The sequence below is a fragment of the Pseudomonas sp. IzPS59 genome, assembly GCF_014863505.1.
GTDB lineage: Bacteria > Pseudomonadota > Gammaproteobacteria > Pseudomonadales > Pseudomonadaceae > Aquipseudomonas > Aquipseudomonas kribbensis.
The window spans coordinates 2,676,533-2,696,773 of sequence record NZ_CP062251.1; the positions used below are offsets into that span (position 1 = coordinate 2,676,533).

Below are 20,241 nucleotides of genomic sequence, written 5' to 3' on the forward strand. Positions count from 1 at the left end.
CGCAGGGTCGCAAGGAAGTATGTCCAGGCACGATAGTGAATCGGATGCGTTTGTCGGGATAAACGACGGTTATGCGCACTTTCAACTATCTCGAGCGCTGACCGCCGCACGAGAAAACGACGCTGACCCACAAAAGCTTGATCGGATCGAACGTTGGCGACAGGTGGTCGGGCATCTCGTGCAGGGCAGCGCGCTGTATGGTTCACGCACACCGTTTGCGGATTTACCCGAATGGGTCACGTTGGAGGTGGCCACTGGCGGCTTTGCCACTGGCAAGCTTCTGGCCGGTGGCGAGTTAACGCTTTATGAGCGCCGGTTGGCTGCATTGATCCCCGGCATTCGCGTCGGGTTTGAACGACTTGATTTGAATACCTGGCACCTTTCAGATGAGGGCATTGGGTCGCTTCAAGCGTGTCTGGCGAAAGGGAATTATCAAATCGATGTGCCGGAAGAGGCTGCGCTGCTGACAGTTGTCTGGTTTCTGAAGCACCAGCGCATCGAGGAAGCACGAACGCTGATCGAGCGGATTGCACCTTTTTTCGAGCGGCTGCGTTTCTTTCCGACAGTCACTGACAATCAGCCGCTCTCGATGGCCGAAGTTGAGGTTTTCAATGTCGGTTACATCAGGCCGCGCCTTTCCAAATCAACTGCGCAACCGCTTCTGGCCGTTCAAAAGCACGTTGTCGAAAACAGTTTGCCTCTCTACGACGCAGCCATCTCGCTTTTCCTTCTGACCTACCAGGAAAGCTGGCCTTGCAGGTATTACCCTGAGGGTTGGTTCGAACGTGCAATTGCGCTTGGCGCACAGTTTGATAAGACATTTAAGTCTGATTCCCGCAGTGCTGGCTCCTCCATGAACCGGGTGGTGGAGTTGCATGCATTGCTCAAACAGTGCTCTTCTGATCCGGCATCGCTGACGGGGCGTCAAGTGGGACGTATCCGGAAGATTGTCGATGACTTTCTGGCCAAGCATGGCCATCCAGAATCCGAAGCACACTCCAAAAAGCGAGCAAGGCAACGTGATCACGTGAAAGCGTCGGCACATCATCTGATTGCCAAGGCTGTCTCCGCGCGTCTGGCGAATTATCCAGACTCTGAAGGTATCTCTGATTTTTCCCCTCTGTTGGAACCCATCACCAATGAGGAAGCGAACCTGCATGCATTAATGGCTGGAGACGCCGTTCCTCCCTCGGTTCGTCGACGCCTCGAACGCTGTCGCAAGGGAACCGTCGCGGAGTTGATTGACCAGAGAGTGATTACATCCGGAGATACGGTGGCGCGAGTACTGCCGGCCATGACGGCGGAAATCTGTAGTGCGGGATATCGAGACGCAACGCTGAGGACATTGTCTGTCGCTACTTACCGTGCTTTCAGGCGTCGACGCTCTTTGTTGCTATTGGATATGCAACGTCAGGTGAAAATCGGAGATATTCCGTGGGTGTCTGCGCTTGAAAGTGAGTATGAAGCGAACGCATCTGCGGTCGAAGGCGCCAAACAGACCCTGATCGAAGCGTCAGCACTGACGCTATGGGCGTTTCCACAAGCCATTATTCCAAACAAACTGCTTCAAGAATTTTCGTCCCTGGTTGAAGCGGCGAAGCTGGATCTTCCAATCGTGGAGGAAGTCGCGGCAGACATTTTCATGGGCGCTTTCTCAAGTAAATTCGTGAAGTCCGCCAGACAATCAGCCTGTATGTTGACTGGATCGCTTTACGCCCGATATTACGATATCGATACGGATCAGTTGGCAAACCTTCCCGACCCGCCGAAATCGAGGCGCACCAAATCGTATTGGCAACGTTCGACAAAGAACAGCGATGCGCTGGCCCGACTGTGCGCGCAGCGTGCAAATGTCGATATCGGTACTCGGCATCCTGCAACCAACGGCACCATTATCGAGCAGCAACAGATCGTGACAACACAGAACCTGGCAACGTTGTTTGGTGTGTTGGGACTGAGAGAGGTGTTACATGATCGCCTAAGTGCAATGGCTCAGTCATGCTTCGAATGGGTTTGCCGTCGCCAGCAAATTCAGATTCAGTTTTATCACGGACGTTTGGTCATGTTGAAAAATACGGCATATGCCTGGCGTCAGATGATGTTCTATTTGTCGATGCTGGATCCGGTTCAGTTGCAGGGTGCACTCAAGATAATTGAAATGCATTTTGCGGCCCAATCCAGTGAGTTTCGGGAAAGGTTTCTACCGGCCATGATCGGGTTGCGTATAGCAGCGTCCGGGCATCCGTTGACTGAGAGTCGCCAGAAGCGCGAAGGCGGGAAGGTGTTTCTCGGATGGACCACTGAACGACACTGGCTAATGCCTTCCTGAAAATTTTTCGCCAAGCGAAAGGCCTGCCCTCAAAAGCAGGCCTTTCGCTTTTTCAGAAACGATCCAGCCTGTAAGGCTCGACACTCGGCAGCTCCTCACCCCGAGTCGCAGCCAGCGGCGAAACCATCCGCTCAACCATCTCCGCCGTCACCGCCGCCTGCGTCAGCCCCAAATGCTGATGCCCGAACGCGAGCAGCACCTTGCCGTCGTTTGTCTGATCAATGACCGGCAACGAGTCCGGCAGCGAAGGCCGAAACCCCATCCACGGTGTGGCCGCCTCAACACTCAACTCCTCACGGAACAACCCCTTGCTCAACCGATGTAACTGCCAGGCCCGCGCCATGGTCGGCGGTGCTTCAAGTCCGGCGAACTCGACGGTGCCCGCCAGGCGCAGGCCTTCGGACATCGGCGTCATGATGAACTTGCGTTCCAGTGACGTGACAGGGAAGGGCAGCCGGTTGTGTTCCTGCGGCAGCATCAGGTGATAACCACGCTCGGTGTCCAGCGGTACTTTCCTGCCGGTCAACGCTGTCGTCAGCCTGGCCGAGTGAGCACCGCAGGCGATCAGTACTCGACGGGCATTCAGGCTGCCGGTTCCGGTGTTGAGCGAAACGCCCTGTGCATTCAGTTGCCCGCCCTCGACCCGTTGCCTCACAAACTGCACACCGCTGGCCTTGGCGGCGCTGACCAGTTCGCACACTACCCGGTACGGATCGATGAAGTGCCCGGTGCTCGGGAAAAACAATCCGCCCTGCAGGTGTTCGCTCAGTTGCGGCGCGCTGTCACGCACCGCAGCTGCCTGCCAGAAGTCGACCGGGACCTGTTGCTGATGCAAGCGCGCCTGCAACGCTTCAATGGCCGGACGCGAGTCGGGCCGTTCGAACACCAGCAGCGAACCTTCCACCTTCAGCAGATCAGGTCGCTGGATGTCACCGAGCAACCGGTGCCAGGCCTCCAGCGAACTCTCATTGAGCGCTCGCAGACCTGCCACGGTGCGCTGGAACGGCGCCGAGCGCAGATTCAGCAACAGGCGAGTGAACCAGGGCAGGGCGCAGGGCAGGTATTTCCAGTCCAGGCGCAGTGGCCCCATCGGGTCCATGAGCATGGCCGGCAAGCGCTTGAGGATCGACAGGTCGGCAATCGGAAACACCTGCTCGGTGGCCAGGTGCCCGGCATTGCCGAACGATGCGCCGTGGCCGGGTTCCTGCGGGTCGATCACGACCACCTGCAAACCCTGTCGCGCCAGACGCAGGGCGCAGGCAACGCCGATGATGCCGGCGCCGACCACGGCGATGTCATGGGTGATGTTCGACATGGTTTCAGGCTTCCCTCTGGCCATCGAGCAGACGTCGCAGTGCCAGTGGATTGGCCTGTTTGAGCGCGGTGGGCAGCAATGCGTCGGGGAAATCCTGATAGCAGACCGGGCGCAGGAAACGCAGGATCGCCGCCGTGCCGACCGACGTGGTGCGCGGATCGGACGTGGCCGGAAACGGCCCGCCATGCACCATCGCATCACAGACTTCCACACCGGTCGGCCAGCCGTTGACCAGCAAGCGTCCGGCCTTGCGTTCCAGGGTCGGCAGCAGTGAACGGGCCTGATCCAGATCCGCGTCATCCAGATGCAGGGTGACGGTCAGTTGACCTTCCAGCTGTTCGAGCACCTGACGGACCTCTTCGTGGCCGGCACACTGCACGATCAGCGACGCCGCGCCAAAGGCTTCGGCTTGCAGTGCGTGATCGGCAAGAAAATCCGCAGCATCGGCGACAAAGACATGGGCCTGCCCCTGGTTCGAAGCTGTTCCTCTCTGCCCGACTGCGGCAAGGCGTGCACGCGGATTTTCCGCCAGTGCATTCACGCTGGATTCGTAGACATTGAAGATGCCGGGCGTGAGCATGGTCTGGGCCGGGCTGCGCTGGATGAGCTCGGCGGCGGCGCCAATGAAAGTGTCCAGCGCCGGTCCCTTGAGGGCGATCACCAGGCCGGGATTGGTGCAGAACTGCCCGGCGCCCAGCGTGAGCGAGGTAACAAATCCTTCGGCCAGCGCTTGCGAGCGATTGCGCAGCGCAGCGGGAAACAGCAGCACCGGGTTGATCGAGCTCATTTCCGCATACACCGGAATCGGTTCGGAGCGAGCCTGAGCCGCTTTGATCAACGCGAGTCCGCCGCTGCGCGAACCAGTGAAACCGACGGCTTTGATGCGTGGATCGCTGACCAAGGCAATGCCGACTTCACGCCCGGAACCGTACAGCAACGAGAACACGCCCTCAGGCATCCCGCACGCCTTGACGGCCCGCGCTACCGCGCGGCCAACCAGTTCGCTGGTGCCGGGATGGGCGCCGTGGGCCTTGACGATTACCGGGCAACCGGCGGCCAGTGCCGAAGCGGTATCGCCGCCGGCGACGGAGAAAGCGAGGGGGAAATTGCTTGCACCGAACACCGCCACCGGCCCCAGCGCAATCTGGCGCTGACGCAGGTCCGAGCGCGGCAGCGGCTGGCGCTGAGGTTGGGCGCTGTCGATCCGCACATCCAGCCATTCGCCGGCGCGTACGGTACGAGCGAACAATCGCAATTGTTGGCAGGTACGTCCACGCTCGCCCAGCAGACGAGGGCGCGGCAGGCCGGTTTCGGCCATGGCGCGGTCGATCAACTCATCGCCGAGGGCTTCAATCTCGTGGGCGATGGTTTCGATGAATTCGGCGCGTGCGTCCAGCGCGGTTTCGCGGTAGCGGTCGAACGCGGCCCAGGCCAGCGCGCAAGCCTGTTCGACGTGCTCGGCGGAGCCGCCAGCGTAAGCGGGCTCCAGCAGCGCGTCGGTGGCCGGGTTGATCCCCTGAATGACCTCGCGATTGCCCGAGAGGTTTTGCTGACCGATCAGCAGTTTGCCCGTAAGAGACATGGCATGTTCCTGAAAAGAAAGAAGGCCCGCCGCCGGTAATCACGGCGGGCTGAAACGAGGCTGCGGGTCAGGCGAAGTTCTGTTCCGCCGACCAGTTTTCGTACCAGTGACGGAACAGCGCGTACTGGGCTTCCGCGTAGCGACGTTGCGAGTCGCTGAGGACGTCGGTCTCGTTGAAATGCAGGGTGTATTCCTTGTCGCCGTTGAGCACCATCAGGTGTTTGTAATACAGCACCAGATCCGTGCCTTCATCGAAGGACGACAGCACCGCCAGCGCCGATTCCAGTTCCCGGGCCTGACGTCGGGCCTTGGCATCCCCCTTGGCCGCTTGCTTGCTCAGGGCTACCAGTTGCAGCACTTCGCGGGGCAGGGCGTTGCCGATGCCGGTGATCGCGCCGGTGGCGTTGCAGTTGACGAAACCGTGCACCACTTGAGTGTCGACACCGACCATCAAGGTCACGTCATCGTCCTTGGAGGTGATATTTTCAGCGGCGTAGCGCAGGTCCGCACCGCCGCCGAATTCCTTGAAGCCGATCAGGTTCGGGTACTCGCGGCGCAGTTCGAAGAACAGGTCGGCGCGGGTCGCGAAACCGTAGTAAGGGCTGTTGTAGATCACTGCCGGCAGGTTCGGCGCGGCCTGCAGAATCGCGGCGAAGTGCGCCTTCTGCGCGGCGAGCGAAGAGCCACGGGACAGCACCCGTGGAATCACCATCAAACCCTGAGCGCCGACTTTGGCCGCATGGGCCGCATGGGACACCGCTTCACGGGTGTTGATGGCGCCAGTACCGACGATGGTCGGAATCCCGGCAGCCACCAGTCGCGCCACGCCGTCCTGACGCTCGGCTTCGGTGAGCAGCGGCCAGTCACCCATGGAGCCGCAATACACGACAGCGCTCATGCCGATATCGATCAGCTCGCGACCCTTGGCCACCAACGCATCGAAGTCCGGTTTGCGTGCGGCGGTGCACGGGGTCATCAGGGCGGGCATGCAGCCGGTGAAGATGTTGTCGCTCATTATTGTTCTCCTTGGAACGGTCATTCAGATAGGTTTGAAAATCAGCGCAGCGGCTCAGATGCCCCACGCGAAGGGATCGTCTTCGTCGATCAGCAGCGTGCTGTCGGCGGTCATGTAGGCACGGCCGGTGATGAACGGGCGCACGCGTTCACCTTCCCGTTCGAAGCGGCCTTCGAACTGGCTGCCGGTGATGCTGGCCTGCACCCAGCGCTCGCCGGGCGCGAGTTTTTCGTCGGCGGCGAGGCAAGCGAGTTTGGCGCTGGTGCCGGTGCCGCACGGCGAGCGGTCGTAGGCTTTGCCGGGGCACATGACGAAGTTGCGGCTGTCGGCATGATCGTCATCGGCGAACAGTTCGACGTGGTCGATGATCGCGCCGTCCTCGCCATGTATGCCTTGGTCTTCGAGGGCCTTGAGCATTTTCCAGGTGAAGTCGGTCAGGGTTTCGACGTTGTCCATCGTCAACGTCTGGCCGTGCTCCGACACCAGGAAAAACCAGTTGCCGCCGTAGGCGATGTCGCCGAGAAAGCGGCCATACCCAGGCACTTCCACGGCCACTTTTTTGCGCAATCGATAAGCCGGCACGTTGCCCAGGGTCACGGCGCCGTCCTCATGCAACGTCGCGCTGACCGGACCGACCGGCGTGTCGATCTTGTGCACGCCCGGGGCGATCAACCCCAGATGCTGCAAGGAGGCGATCAGGCCGATGGTGCCGTGGCCGCACATGCCGAGATAGCCGGCGTTGTTGAAGAAGATCACCCCGCAGGTGGCGTCCGGCGACACCGGCTCGCAATACAGCGCGCCCACCAGCACATCGTTGCCGCGCGGTTCCAGCAGGCAGGCCCGGCGCCAGCGGTCGTGCTGGGTGCGCAAGGCATCGCGCTTTTCGGCCATGGTGTTGCCGGGCAGATCGGGGAAACCCTTCATCACCAGGCGCGTGGGTTCACCGCCGGTGTGGGAATCAATGACGTGTACGCGTTTCATGTTCGTGTCCCTTCAAGAGGTTTCAATAAGCGCCGGCAGCGCGCGGGTTGGCAGCGGAGGCCGGGGATGTCGAAGCGACCTCGCTTTCATCGTCTTCGGACTCCAGGCGCAGCAGATGCGCCGGTACGCCAGTGGCGGCGCCCCAGTAATAAATGCCGGTGGCGAAAGCGGCGACGACCAGCGTGTCGAAAGGGTGGGCGAGGATGCCCAGACCACCGAAGGTGCCGAGTTTCGACAGGACGATGGTCACGGCGTAGAAGGCGATCAGCCACGCGGATGAGCGCACTTGATGGGCAAGGCTCAGGTGGCGGGTCGGTACGAAACGACCACACAGCAGGTACACGACAAACATCAGGATTTGCAGGCCGAGCAGCCAGGAGACGGTGTCCCACCCGGACCAGTAGACGATCAGTGCGGCGATGATGAACGACACCGGCCCCAGCACGCCCATGCACTTGACCCGGAACGGGCGCGGCATGTCGGGTGCATTGCGACGCAGCGCGGCGACGGTCACCGGGGCTACGGCGTAGCTCAACACCAGTGCGGCGGACACCACGTTGATCAACGCTTCCCAGGACGGGAACGGCAGGGTCCAGAACACCGACAGGGCAAAGGTCAACCACAGTGCCGGGCGCGGGATGCCGGATTTCTCATCGATGCGGGTGAACACCTTGAAGAAGGTGCCGGTCTGCGCCCAGCCGTAGATCACCCGAGGCGTGGCGTTCATGTAGATGTTGCCGCAACCGCTGGGCGAGATCACCGCGTCGGCCACCACCAGATAGGCCAGCCAGCCCACGCCGAGCGCCAGAGCGATGTCGCGATATGGCAGGGCGAACTCCTTGGAAACCCCGGCCCAGCCATTGGCGAGCAGTTCAGTCGGGATGCCGCCGAGGAACGCCGTTTGCAACAGCACGTAGATTGCGGTGGACAGCAGCACCGACAGGATCAGTGCGATCGGGATGGTGCGCTGCGGATTTTTCACTTCGCTGGCCACCGAGATGATCGGGGTCAGGCCGAGGTAGGCGAAGATCACGCCGCCAGCGGAAACGGCCATCTCGATGCCCGAGAGCCCGAAGGGTGCGAAGCCCTGAACCTGAAAGTTCTCCGGTTTGAAGAAGGTGAACAGCACACCGATCACCAGCAGCGGCACGATGAACTTGAACACGCTCACCAGGTTGTTGGCCTTGGCGAAGGTCTTCACGCTGCGGTAGTTGAGCAGGAAGAACACGCAGAGCAGACCGAACTGCACCAGCCAGCCCAGCACCGTCGGATCACCGCTGCCGGCTTTGGTCAGGCCGGGAAACCACGCCGCCGCATATTGGCGCGAGGCAACCACTTCGATCGCCACCAGACTGGAAAACGCGATCAGCGTGATAAAGCCCATCAGATAACCGAGCAACGGCCCGTGGCTGTAGACCGGGTAGCGCACCACACCGCCGGCCCGGGGCAGCGCAGCGCCGAGTTCGCAGTAAACGATGCCCAGCAACAACACGGCGAAACCGCCCAGCAGCCAGGAAAAAATCCCCGCCGGCCCGGCAATCGCGGAGACGTGACTGGCTGCGAAAAGCCATCCCGAACCGAAGATCGCTCCGAGCCCGATAAACGTGAGGTCGATCAATGAAAGCTGTTTTTTGAACTTGCCTTGGCCTGACATGGCGTCGCCTTCTTGTGAGTTATTGGATAGGCAGGTGTATGTCACTGGGACGGGCCAACATTGAACTCATCGGCCGCCGCGTGATTGATGTTTTGCGCAAGCCTGGATGACGAAATCAGCACAATTGCGCCGAACGACGGCAGGCCTCGACAGGCCGTGGGCGTTGCTGCACTCTGCACGCGAACGCCGTATGGCGGGCCGTTGGCCGATTCAGCCGCGAAGGAAGACACCGACGATGCAGAACGCATTTGCGCGCCTGTGCGAGGGCGATGAACACAATCGCCCCCAGACCCTCGAAGCCTTGGTGGCAGGCGTTGCCGCGCTGTTGCCGATGCTGGACGTGATCCCGAATGCAGTGATTTTCATCAAGGATCCGGACGCGCGTTACGTCCTGGCCAACCGCACACTGGTGCAGCGCTGCGGGTTGAAAGACCTGAAACCGTTGCTCGGAAAAACCAGCGCGCAGGTATTCCCGGCGCAACTGGGACCGGGCTACACCGAGCAGGATCGCCGGGTGCTGGAAGAGGGATGGGTGCTGGAGGATCAGCTGGAATTGCATCTGTACGGCAGTCGCGAACCGGGCTGGTGCCTGACCCACAAGCGACCGTTGTACAACCGCGATGGCGCGATCATTGGTCTGGCTGGGATTTCGGTGGATCTGCAATCGGCCAGCGAGACGCACCCGGCGTTCGAGCGTCTGGCTGCCGTCGACGAGCACATTCGAACGCATTTCAATCGCCGGGTGACGCTGGGCGAGCTGACGCGGATCGCCGGTATTTCCGTGGCGCAACTGGAGCGTTACTGCAAGCGCGTGTTCCACCTGACGCCCCGGCAGATGATCCAGAAGGTACGGCTGGAACATGCCCATCGCTTGCTGCACACCGACCTGCCGATCACCGAAGTCGCCCTGCAGTGCGGCTACACCGACCACAGCGCCTTCACTCGCCAATTCAAGGCCTCGACCGGTTTCACGCCGCGTCAGTACCGGCAGGCGACGGAGCAATGAACGGTTCCCGGGTCATTGCGGATAAACTGAGCCCGTCAGTCCCAAGTTGCGCAGGTAAAACGAGATGAACCGGATACAGATACGCCATTGCGCGTATTTTCTTTGCGCGATCATGCTGACGTCGACGACAGGCTGCTCCAGCAAGGCTCGTTATGCGACCGTGGGCGATCGCTGCTACGCCAAAGCGGTGCCGACGATGGGCGAGGGTGGCCTGGCCTGGGGACAGACCCTGGGCCAGGCACAGAAAAAATCCATGGATAACTGCATGCGCTACGCCGGCCGCTCCGGCGGTACGCCCGGTACCTGCCAGGTGGTGTTGGCCAAGTGCAAGTGAATACCCAGTCATACCGGTATATCTGATTTCACATAAGCAACATGCTTCTCACGACATGGGCGAGGCCGGCGCGAATCTCTAGCATGGATTTCGCACTCGTCGTCCGCAGGCCAACAACACATCCAACAGCCTGCGGATGCGCACCCCTTCGGTGCCTTTTCCACGTCAAGGAGAACTCACATGTCCACGGCCGCAATAGCCTGCCAGTCCGTTACCTGGAATCCGATCACCAAGAGCAGCACCTTCACCGCACAAGACCGCGAGACGCTCAGCAAGCACTGGCACCCCGTCGCATTTTCGGCAGACGTGACCGACAAACCCTATGCCGTCACGCTGCTGGATGAGCCGGTCGTGCTCTACCGCGCCGGCGGGAAACTGAACGCCGCCCGGGACATCTGCAGTCATCGCGGTGCGCCACTGAGCAAGGGTTGGGTGAAGGGCGAAAACATCATCTGCCCGTATCACGGCCTGCACTTCGGCACTGATGGTCGCTGTACGCGCATCCCGTCGGAGCCCAATGCCAACCTCACCGAGCGCCATCGCATCCAGATGTACTCGACCCGCGAGGACTTCGGGATGATCTGGGTGCTGATGTCGGGAACGAATGCGCCGTTCGCTGAAATGCCGTCCTGGGCCGATGACAGCTTCCAGCGCATCCTGCCGCCGTCCATCGACATTGCGGCTTCTGCCGGCCGGCAGGTGGAAGGTTTTATCGATGTCGCGCACTTTGCGTGGATTCACCACGAGGCTTTTGCCGAGCGCGACAACCCGGTGGTGCCGACCTACAAGGCCGAGGTCACGCCGTACGGGGTTCATGCCGAGTACATCAGCAACGTCAGCAATTTCCCCAAGAGCCTGCAACATCGCGCGCCGGAGGGCTTTCTGTGGAACCGCACCTTCGATGTCTTCGCGCCGTTCACTGCACGCCTGACTGTCAACTTTCCCGAGCCGGAACACCGGTTAGTGATTCTGAATGCGGCCAGCCCGATCTCGGCGCGCAAGACCCGCATGTTTTGCGCCATTACCCGCAACTTCGACAAGGAGATGCCGCTGGAGGACGTCTACGCGTTCAACCAGCAAGTCTTCGAAGAAGATCGCGACATCGTCGAACTGTGCCGCCCGGAAGACTTACCGCTGGATCTTTCGCTGGAAATCCACATTCCCGCCGACCGTTCGTCCACTGCCTACCGTCGCGCCTTGAGTGCGCTCGGCCTGGGGCGCGCCTTCACCAGCTGATTCAACCGCTGCGTATCGATTGACTGGAGGATCGACCATGTTCAAGTGGGAATGTCTTGTGTGCGGCTTCATTTACGACGAAGCCGTGGGAATGCCTGAGCACGATATCCCGGCGGGAACCCGCTGGGAGGACGTGCCGGAGAGCTGGTATTGCCCGGAGTGCGGGGTAGGGAAGGCTGACTTTCAGATGATTCAGGTTGGGCAGAGTGCAGAGCCGAACTCCGTGCCGGAGCAATCCGACCCGGTGATCATTCTGGGTTCGGGGCTGGCCGGCTACACCGTGGCGCGCGAGCTGCGCAAGCTGGATAGCGACATGCCAATCCTGATCGTCACCCGCGACGGCGGCGAGTTTTACTCGAAACCGGCGCTGTCCAACGCTTTCCAGACCGGACGCCTGCCGGAGCAACTGGTGACCTTCAGCGCCGAGCAGATGGCGGCGCAACTGCAAGCGCAGATCAGGACACGTACTTCGATTGAACGGATCGACACCGATGCCCGGTCGATCTACATCGACGGCCAGCCACTTCGCTACCGCGCACTGGTGCTGGCGCTCGGGGCCGATGCGCGTCGCCCCGCGCTGGAGGGTGACGGGGTGGACGCGATCATCACGGTGAACGATCTGGAAGATTACCGGCGCCTGCGTCAGCAGATCAGCGCTGATAGCCGGATCGCCATTCTGGGCGGCGGGCTGATCGGCTGCGAGTTCGCCAATGATTTGCGGCATGCGAGTCATGAAGTGTGGGTTGTCGACCGGGCCACCTGGCCGTTGAGTCGCCTGCTGCCTGCAGAGGCCGGAGAGGAAATGGCCAATGCGCTGGCGTCGATCGGCGTACGCCTGGCGCTTGGCAATGCGCCCGTTGCGGTTAACCGCGCGGGTAAAGGGTATGCGTTGCAACTGGCCGATGGCCGCGTGCTGGAAGCGGATTATGTGTTGAGTGCCATTGGCCTCGAACCCCGTGTCGATCTGGCGCGGGCGGCGGGTATTCGGGTTGCCGGCGGTATTGTCACTGACGCTTTTCTGCGTGCAAGCGCCGACAACGTGTATGCCTTGGGTGATTGCGCGCAAGTCCATGATCTGGTGCTGCCCTATGTGATGCCGATCATGTTGCAAGCCCGGGCACTGGCCCAGACCCTGGCAGGGCAGCCTACGCCGGTCGCCTATCCCGCCATGCCGGTGACGATCAAGACCAGTGTCTTGCCGACCATTGTGGCGTCGCCGATGAACCCCGAGGGAGAGTGGTCGACCGAGTGGGTGGGACGCTGCGACAAGGGCATTGCTCACGTGAAATCCATTTACCTGGATCAGCAGAGCCAGATACAGGGATTTGTCCTGATGGGCGGTGCGACCCATGAAAAAGCCGAGCTTCTGAAAAGGTTGCCGGACTGGCGGTAGCACAGCCTGGAACCCTCGCATGGACGCGAAAATGAATAGCGCTATATCATCTGATATATAGCGCTATGTAAAACTGACCATCGGAAAAGAGGTTGCTGTGTCCAACGCTTTGCCCAACTGCGATGTCCAACTGATCCGCACGCTCTACACGCTGCTGACAGAGTGCAGCGTGTCGCGCACGGCCGAGCTGCTCGGGCAGACCCAACCGGCAATCAGTGTCGCGTTGCGCAGGCTGCGCGAGTTGACCGGCGATCAGTTGCTGGTGCGCAGCGGCAGCCGGATGGTGCTGACCGCGCACGGTCTCACCTTGATCGAGCCCGTTTCGCAAGCGCTGAACGGTATCGAGCAGATACTGCACCCGGTCGACCTGTTCGATCCCGCCACCACCCGACAGACCTTTCGCATCAGCACGCCGGATTACCTGAGTGTGTTTTTCGTGCCGGCCATCATCGAGCGTTTTTATGCGCAGGCGCCGTTCGCCACGCTGGAGCTCAAGCACCTGCAAGCCGAGGGCGGCTACTCCCGTGGGCTGGAGGACGGTTTTCTCGATCTGGTGATCGGCAATTGGCGAACGCCGGCCGAGCATCTTCATCTGCAACCCTTGTGCGACGACGACCTGGTTTGTCTGATACGCGAGGAGCATCCGATTTCACGGGGTGGGCTGACCCCGGAAGCCTACGCGGAAGCGGATCACCTGGCAGTGATGACACACAATGCGTCCGGGCAGGGCACGATTGGCGCCGAACTGGCGAAAAGCGGCCTGGTCCGGCGCGTGAAAACGACCTTGCCGTACTTCTGCATTGCGCCTTACGTGCTGGTCAAATCGAACCTGGTGTTCACCACCACACGTTCGTTTGCCAAGCACTACACCGAATTGCTGCCGCTGCGGATCGAGCCGTTTCCGGTACCGGCGCAGCCCTTGCGCTACTACCAGTTGTGGCATGCGCGCAAACATCGTTCGCAAGCGTCGAAGTGGCTGCGCAGTGTAGTATTGGCCGCCGCCAGGGCGATTGCCTCCGAGCCCTTGATGCCGGTGAGTCAGGATCGCGGGCTCTAGAGGGTGAAGACCCGCTTACCGGGCGCGCTTCAATGACTGCGAAAGGGCCTGTTTGGCGATCAGTGAGGCAACGTCCTTGGCACCGTAGCAGCGAAATTTGACGCTGTACGCGTCGGTGTCGAGACGGACGATCTTCGTCACGAAACCACCCTCGACGGTGACCTTGCGGATCGATGTCATGGGCAGTTCGACGTCCAGTGTCCCGTCCTGAGCCATACGGTTCATGGCATTGGCGTTCAAGTGAACAGCGTTCTGGGTCACGGTCACTTTTCCGCCTACCCACAACCCGCCATAGTGATTTCTGAACCCTTCGAGCACGCCGGCCAGCACGCCGACATTGCCGCTGCCGACGACCTCGTAGAACTCGCCCACATCCTCATAGTTCACTTCGGCGTCGGTCACCAGAAAATTGGCCATCTTCGACTTCAATACTGTTTCGGCCATCCCTGCATCTCCTTTGTTTGATTACAGTCCAGAAACTCAGCCGCCTGTTTACCTGACAAAAAACAAAATCGCCATGTGTTTACTTCGTTCATTCATACGTCGCAGTTCTCACTGCCCGTAACTGTCTGTCTGGAGTTCTCTCGATGCCTTCGCTTAAAACCCTGCCCGCTGCACTGCTGGGGCTGGCCCTTGCCTGTCCGGTCGAAGCCGAGTCTCAGGGCATGGAGTTGGGGCAGGTGTTGATCGGGGCTGAAGATCAGAGTGGCGAAGACCTTTCGCTGGAGGAGGCCAAGTCCCGGTTGGCGCAGGTACCCGGTGGTACCAACGTGGTCGATATGCGCGCTCCGTTGCAGGGGCGGGTGGCGAGCAATCAGGATGTACTCGCTTATCAGCCTGGGGTGTATGCCCAGTCAGCGGGCAACGAAGGGGTGAAAATCTCGATTCGCGGCTCGGGCATCAATCGGGCTCCCGGTGCTCACGCGTCGGGGCTATACACGATGCTCGACGGTCTGCCGCTGACCGGTCCCGGCGGTACGCCTTATGAATTGCTGGAACCACTGTGGCTTGACCATGTTGAAGTGCTGCGCGGTGCCAACGGTTTCGACCGCGGCGCGCTGGCCCTCGGCGGAGCGGTCGATTACGTCAGCCACACGGGCTACAACGCGCCTCGGTTGAATGTGCGCTACGTCATGGGCAGCCACGGTTATGCGCAACGGCAAGTCAGCTCGGGCCAGGTGCTCGGCGATTTCGATTACTACCTGTCGATGACCGACGCGCACTCCGACGGTTATCAGGATCACACCGCGAGCAAGAGCCAGGGCGTGATCGCCAATTTCGGTTATCGCTTCAGTCCGAATCTGGAAACCCGTTTCTACATCCGTCACCGCGAGACCGACAACGATCTCGCCGGGCGGGTGACCAAACACTCCATCGAACATGATCCGCGCGCGGCCAACCCGGCCTACGTGACGCGCAACGACAGCCGCGATCAACCCGGCAGCACTTTCATCGGCAACAAGACCACGTATTACATCGACGACGATTCGAGCATTCAGACCGGTCTGGTTTATCACGACTACCCGATGGATCTGCGTGAAGGCCCGAACCGCTTGAAGGTCGCGTACACCGATGTCAGCGGCACGTTCGACTACAAGCGCCGCGACACCCTCTGGGGTCTCGAAAGCCGCAGCACCGTTGGCCTGCGGGTGACCAAACACCTGCCTAACGACGGCGCCACTGAGTTGGTTCGGATTCCAAGCGGCAACACCGCCGGTTACGCGCCGGGCACGCACATGCGCAACTTCACTTATCAAGGCTCGGACACCGTTCTGCACTTTGGCAATGATCTGGAGATCGCCAACGACCTGTGGCTGACCACGGGCCTTGCCGCGATCTACACCCGCCGCGAAAGTGCCGTGACTTACCCCGACGGAGGCGGCAAGACCAGCCTCGGCGATTGGGACTACGCGCCACGTCTGGGCCTGCGTTATCAGGTGACGCCGGACCTGCAACTGTTCGGCAACCTCAGCCGCTCGGTCGAAGCGCCGCATCCGTGGTCATTGATCTACAGCTCCAACGTACGGTTCCCGGCCGGTAGCGGCGCGGCCACCGGCACCCAGCGTGATCCGGTCAAACTGCAGAACCAGACCGCAACCACGCTGGAGCTCGGCGGCCGTGGCGACAGCGCGCTCGGCGAATGGAGCCTCGCGTGGTATTACGCCCAGGTGCGCCACGAATTGCTTTCGGTGTTGCCGGATGCCAACGCGACTACGCCGTACGAACTCAACGCCAGCCCGACCGTGCACCAAGGTATTGAAGCCAGCCTCAACAGCCATCTGTGGTCAGCGAACGACGGCGGCAGGTTGAGCCTGCGTCAGGCTTACACATTCAGCGACTTCCACTACCGCGATGACGACCGCTTCGGCGACAACCGCCTGCCGGGCCTGCCGATGCATTACTACCAGGGCGAACTGCGCTACGACTTCCCGCAGGGCTTCTTCGCCGCCGTCAACACGCAACTGGTGTCGAAAGTCGCGGTGGATTACGCCAACAGCTACTACGCCGACCCTTACGCCACCTTCGGCGCGACCCTGGGTTACAACGCACCCAAGGGCGACTGGCAGACCTGGCTGGACATGCGCAACCTGACCGACAAACATTACGCCGCTACCGTTACGCCGGGCTACGACGATAAAGGGCTGGACGCCGCACGTTCCACGCCGGGCGAAGGCATGGCGATGTATGTCGGGGTGTCGTGGAATCTGCTCTGAGGCTGGTGCTTGAGTGTCAAACCCTATCGATCAGTTATCTCTGGTGCATGGAACCAAAAAATGAAATTGCGATTCTCGTGGGAAGAAGCATTCGACGACTTGTTTCCGCACTGTAGTTCAAACGTCGTGAAGGACGATGGTGGGAGCCCTTTGTCTTGCATCCTGACCGATGATGGGGGCTGCGGGCACATACACTCGCTGGAGTGGATAGACGTGGGTTTGGCACGGATCAAATCGGTGAAGGAGTCAAAGGTCGAATTCGATCGCTGGGGGCGTGAAGATTGGGGATCAGAGTTTTCAAAGGACTGCGTAAAAATCTATTTCCTGATGGAAGACGATTATTGTGAATTTCTAAGTCTGGAAGCCTTTGAAAAAGCCTTGATGGCATGGCGGGATTTTATTGTGTTGCCACCCGATAAAGAGGCGACACGAGAGCTGGACATTTGAGCCTGGCCGGCGATCAGGAAAGCGCCCAGTCCATCCGGCAATTGCGTATCAAAACTGGTTTCGCTTGCCTGAGGTTTTGACCCGTCACCCACCAGCTTCGGCATCCCTGCCTTTGCGATCTGACGGGGCAACCCTCAAACAATGTCATCGATCAGAATATGGCGCTGCCCGCGACTGCATTGCTCGATCCGCGCCTCGACCTTGTAGACCGTGCGCAGCATCGGCTCGGTGATCACCTCATGGCTCGGCCCGCTGCCATGGGCCGTACCGCCGGCAATCACCAGCACCTGATCGGCAAAGCGCAGCGCCTGGTTCAGGTCGTGGATGGCGATGAACACGATCACTTCTCGTCGGCGCGCCAGGGCTTTCATGAAGTTCAACACCTGCACCTGCCGGTGCATGTCGAGTGCGCTGGTGGGTTCGTCCATCAGCAGGATTTCCGGCTCGCGCACCAGGGTCTGGGCGATTGACACCAACTGTTGCTGGCCGCCGCTCAGTTCACCCAGGTTTCGGAATGACAGTCCGGTGATCCCGAGCGCATCGAGAATCTCGTCCACCAGTTGCAACTCATCGTCGTGAACCGACCAGTTTGGCGTCAGTTGCTTGCGCGCCAGCAGCACCGATTCGTACACCGTCAGCCGCGCGCTGGCGTTCAGGCCTTGCGGCATGTAACTGATGCCTTGGGTGCCTTTTTTCGAGCCTTCCAGAATCACTTCGCCCGGACCGTCGATCAGCCCGGCCATGCGTTTGAACAACGTCGATTTGCCCGCCGCATTGGGTCCGACCACCGCCACGACCTGGCCGCCGGTAAACGTCGCGGTGTTCACACCGGAAATGATCTCGCGCTGGCCGTAACCGGCCCCGAGGTTTTCGAGCCGCAGCTTCACCATGAGTTTTTCTTCCCGTTGAGAATCAGAGAAATGAAGAACGGCACGCCGATCAGCGACGTGACGACGCCAATAGGGAATATCGCCCCCGGGATCAGGGTCTTGCTGACCACCGAACTGGCGGACAGGATCAGCGCACCGGTCAACAACGAGGCCGGCAGGAAAAACCGCTGATCCTCGCCGATCAGCATTCGCGCGATGTGCGGCCCGACCAGCCCGATAAAACCGATGGTGCCGACAAACGCCACCGGAAACGAAGCGAGCAGGCTGACCATGATCAGCGTCTGAAAACGCAGGCTGCGCACGTTGATGCCGAAGCTGGCAGCCTTGTCATCCCCCAGGCGCAGGGCTGTCATTGCCCACGCGCGTTTGGCGAAGATCGGCAGGGTGATGAGGATCACCACGCAGATCACCCCGAGCTTGGGCCAGGTGGCTTTGGTCAGGCTGCCCATGGTCCAGAACACCACGGCCGCCACGGCCTGTTCGGTGGCGAAGAACTGCACCAGCGCCAGCAGCGCATTGAAGGTAAACACCAGGGCGATGCCGAGCAGCACGATGGTTTCGGCCGTGACGCCGCGACGCATGCTCATGAAGTGGATCAACAGTGCTGAAAGCATCGCCATGATGAACGCGTTGAGCGGCACCATGTATTGCGCCGCCAGAGGAAACAGCGCCACGCCGAAGGCCAGCCCCAGCGCCGCGCCGAAACCGGCCGCTGCAGAAATGCCCAGGGTGAAAGGGCTGGCGAGCGGGTTGTTGAGGATGGTCTGCATCTGCGCCCCGGCCAGTGAAAGCGCTGCGCCGACAGCGACCGCCATCAACGCCACCGGCAGACGGATGTCCCACATCACCACCCGAACCTGCGCCGAAGCTGTATCCGGCGAGAACAGCGCTTCGAGCACTTCACCAAGGCTGTATTTTGCCGGGCCGAGGGCCAGGTCGAGCAGGACGCTGAAGATCAGCAGCACGGCCAGCCCGAGCAGGATCAGCCGTTTACGCAGCACCAGCCGCCGGTAGGTGACGCTCTGCACGATCGGTGCTTCGCCCAGCGAACTCATGGTTTGGCCTCGTTTTTTTGCAGACTGACGAAATAGCCCGGCTCATAGGGCACTGGCAGAAACCGCTCATGCAACTCGCGAAACGCGGCATCCGGATCAAGATCGGCGAACAGTTCCGGGTGGAACCATTTGGCCAATTGCTGAATGGCCACGAACTGATAAGGGCTGTTGTAGAACTGATGCCAGATCGCATGAAACGCCTGAGTGTTCTGCGCTTTGATGCCGGCGTAGGCCGGGCGCTGGGTGTACCAGGCCAGTTTACGTCGGGCTTCGGCCAGGTCCGCGCCCGGGCCGACACCGACCCAATGACCGCCCGGTGCAAAGGCTTCCCAGTCGGCGCTGGTCACCACGACGTGGTCGGGGTTGGCGACGATCACTTGCTCGGGGTTCAGTTGCCCGAACGTACTCGGAATGATCCGACGGGCGATGTTGTTGCCGCCGGCCATGTCGACGAACAGGCCGAAGTTCTCGTTGCCGAAACTCAGGCAGCAGTCATCGGTGTAGCCACCGATGCGTTCGATGAACACGCTGGGGCGGGCCGGGTGGTGCTTCTCGATCACGTCGGTGACGCGGTGGATCTGCTGATTACGAAAGTCGATGAAGGCTTCGGCGCGTTCTTCCTTGCCGAACAGCTTGCCGAACAGGCGCATGGTCGGCTCGGTGTTCTGCATGGGGTTGTTGCGAAAATCGACGTACACCACCGGGATACCGAGGGCGTCGAGTTTCTCGATGTAGCGTGCATCTTCGGTCGCGTGCTGGGCTTCGATGTTGAGGATGATCACGTCAGGCTTTTGCGAAATTGCCTGCTCGATGTCGAAGGTGCCGCTCTCGAACCCGCCGAAGGTCGGGACTTTCGCGATGTCGGGGAATTTGCGCAGGTAGGCGTTATAGGTGTCCGGGTCGGACTGGATCAGGTCCTTGCGCCAGCCGACGATGCGTTCGATGGGGTTCTGCGTGTCCAGCGCGGCCACCAGATACAACTGGCGACCTTCACCCAGGATCACTCGACGGACCGGCAGGTGAACCTTGACCGTGCGGCCCTGCAAATCAGTCACGGTGCCCAGTGCCGGATCCGGTTCGGCAGCCTGTGCGCTGCCTGGCATCAGAGAAAAAATCGACAGACCCAGCAGCCCGGCGAACAACAGGGCGGTGAAGGTCTGGTGGCGGCGAAAAACATTAACCATGGTGTATGCCTTTGCAAAAGCCGGATCGGGCCACGACGCCAGGCGCCGC

The 20,241-nt window shown here is 60.8% G+C and carries 17 protein-coding genes; 8 read left to right on the forward strand and 9 right to left on the reverse strand.

Annotated features, from left to right (window positions below; translation table 11 throughout):
* Positions 1-19 precede the first annotated feature (19 nt).
* The gene (locus tag IF189_RS11915) at positions 20-2,329 is read left to right on the forward strand and encodes a hypothetical protein (protein WP_192553373.1); all 2,310 of its coding nucleotides are present in this window, start codon (positions 20-22) and stop codon (positions 2,327-2,329) included.
* Between the two features lie 52 nt (positions 2,330-2,381).
* Here IF189_RS11915 and IF189_RS11920 read toward each other — a convergent pair whose 3' ends face one another.
* From IF189_RS11920 to IF189_RS11940, 5 genes are all read right to left on the reverse strand, one after another.
* Positions 2,382-3,644: an NAD(P)/FAD-dependent oxidoreductase gene (locus tag IF189_RS11920; protein ID WP_192553374.1), complete on the reverse strand. Its 1,263-nt coding sequence runs from the start codon at positions 3,642-3,644 to the stop codon at positions 2,382-2,384.
* A gap of 4 nt (positions 3,645-3,648) precedes the next feature.
* The gene (locus IF189_RS11925) at positions 3,649-5,226 is read right to left on the reverse strand and encodes an aldehyde dehydrogenase (NADP(+)) (protein WP_192553375.1); all 1,578 of its coding nucleotides are present in this window, start codon (positions 5,224-5,226) and stop codon (positions 3,649-3,651) included.
* 67 nt (positions 5,227-5,293) lie between these two features.
* A complete protein-coding gene (locus IF189_RS11930; protein ID WP_134827152.1) occupies positions 5,294-6,241 on the reverse strand; it encodes a dihydrodipicolinate synthase family protein in 948 nt (315 codons plus the stop codon).
* Positions 6,242-6,295: 54 nt separating this feature from the next.
* Positions 6,296-7,222: a 4-hydroxyproline epimerase gene (locus IF189_RS11935; protein ID WP_192553376.1), complete on the reverse strand. Its 927-nt coding sequence runs from the start codon at positions 7,220-7,222 to the stop codon at positions 6,296-6,298.
* 22 nt (positions 7,223-7,244) lie between these two features.
* Positions 7,245-8,876, reverse strand: a complete 1,632-nt coding sequence (locus IF189_RS11940; protein ID WP_192553377.1) for an APC family permease — start codon at positions 8,874-8,876, stop codon at positions 7,245-7,247.
* A gap of 235 nt (positions 8,877-9,111) precedes the next feature.
* Between IF189_RS11940 and IF189_RS11950 the strand changes: the two genes are divergently transcribed.
* From IF189_RS11950 to IF189_RS11970, 5 genes are all read left to right on the forward strand, one after another.
* Entirely contained in the window at positions 9,112-9,882 is a 771-nt protein-coding gene (locus IF189_RS11950) for an AraC family transcriptional regulator (protein WP_085733987.1), read from the forward strand.
* A 64-nt stretch (positions 9,883-9,946) separates the two neighbouring features.
* Positions 9,947-10,216 carry a hypothetical protein gene (locus IF189_RS11955; RefSeq protein ID WP_134827148.1) on the forward strand — a complete coding sequence of 90 codons (270 nt, stop codon included), beginning with the start codon at positions 9,947-9,949 and terminating at the stop codon, positions 10,214-10,216.
* 180 nt (positions 10,217-10,396) lie between these two features.
* Positions 10,397-11,452, forward strand: a complete 1,056-nt coding sequence (locus tag IF189_RS11960; protein ID WP_134827147.1) for a Rieske 2Fe-2S domain-containing protein — start codon at positions 10,397-10,399, stop codon at positions 11,450-11,452.
* Between the two features lie 37 nt (positions 11,453-11,489).
* Positions 11,490-12,845: an FAD-dependent oxidoreductase gene (locus IF189_RS11965; RefSeq protein WP_134827146.1), complete on the forward strand. Its 1,356-nt coding sequence runs from the start codon at positions 11,490-11,492 to the stop codon at positions 12,843-12,845.
* A 97-nt stretch (positions 12,846-12,942) separates the two neighbouring features.
* Positions 12,943-13,902, forward strand: a complete 960-nt coding sequence (locus IF189_RS11970; RefSeq protein ID WP_134827145.1) for a LysR family transcriptional regulator — start codon at positions 12,943-12,945, stop codon at positions 13,900-13,902.
* A gap of 15 nt (positions 13,903-13,917) precedes the next feature.
* On the opposite strand, the gene IF189_RS11975 is transcribed toward IF189_RS11970, so the two are convergent.
* The gene (locus tag IF189_RS11975; protein WP_134827144.1) at positions 13,918-14,346 is read right to left on the reverse strand and encodes a hypothetical protein; all 429 of its coding nucleotides are present in this window, start codon (positions 14,344-14,346) and stop codon (positions 13,918-13,920) included.
* A gap of 143 nt (positions 14,347-14,489) precedes the next feature.
* Between IF189_RS11975 and IF189_RS11980 the strand changes: the two genes are divergently transcribed.
* Together IF189_RS11980 and IF189_RS11985 are read left to right on the forward strand one after the other, a co-directional pair.
* Entirely contained in the window at positions 14,490-16,616 is a 2,127-nt protein-coding gene (locus IF189_RS11980; RefSeq protein ID WP_134827143.1) for a TonB-dependent receptor family protein, read from the forward strand.
* A gap of 60 nt (positions 16,617-16,676) precedes the next feature.
* Complete coding sequence (locus IF189_RS11985) at positions 16,677-17,063, forward strand: hypothetical protein (RefSeq protein ID WP_085708465.1); 387 nt, start codon at positions 16,677-16,679, stop codon at positions 17,061-17,063.
* A 134-nt stretch (positions 17,064-17,197) separates the two neighbouring features.
* Here IF189_RS11985 and IF189_RS11990 read toward each other — a convergent pair whose 3' ends face one another.
* From IF189_RS11990 to IF189_RS12000, 3 genes are read right to left on the reverse strand one after another with little or no spacing between them, the layout of a single operon-like run.
* A complete protein-coding gene (locus IF189_RS11990; protein ID WP_134827142.1) occupies positions 17,198-17,953 on the reverse strand; it encodes an ABC transporter ATP-binding protein in 756 nt (251 codons plus the stop codon).
* Positions 17,947-19,008 (reverse strand): FecCD family ABC transporter permease, encoded by a 1,062-nt coding sequence (locus IF189_RS11995; RefSeq protein ID WP_192553379.1) that lies wholly within the window; start codon positions 19,006-19,008, stop codon positions 17,947-17,949. The genes IF189_RS11990 and IF189_RS11995 overlap by 7 nt, the downstream gene beginning before the upstream one ends.
* A complete protein-coding gene (locus IF189_RS12000; protein WP_192553380.1) occupies positions 19,005-20,192 on the reverse strand; it encodes an ABC transporter substrate-binding protein in 1,188 nt (395 codons plus the stop codon). The genes IF189_RS11995 and IF189_RS12000 overlap by 4 nt, the downstream gene beginning before the upstream one ends.
* Positions 20,193-20,241: the final 49 nt, after the last annotated feature.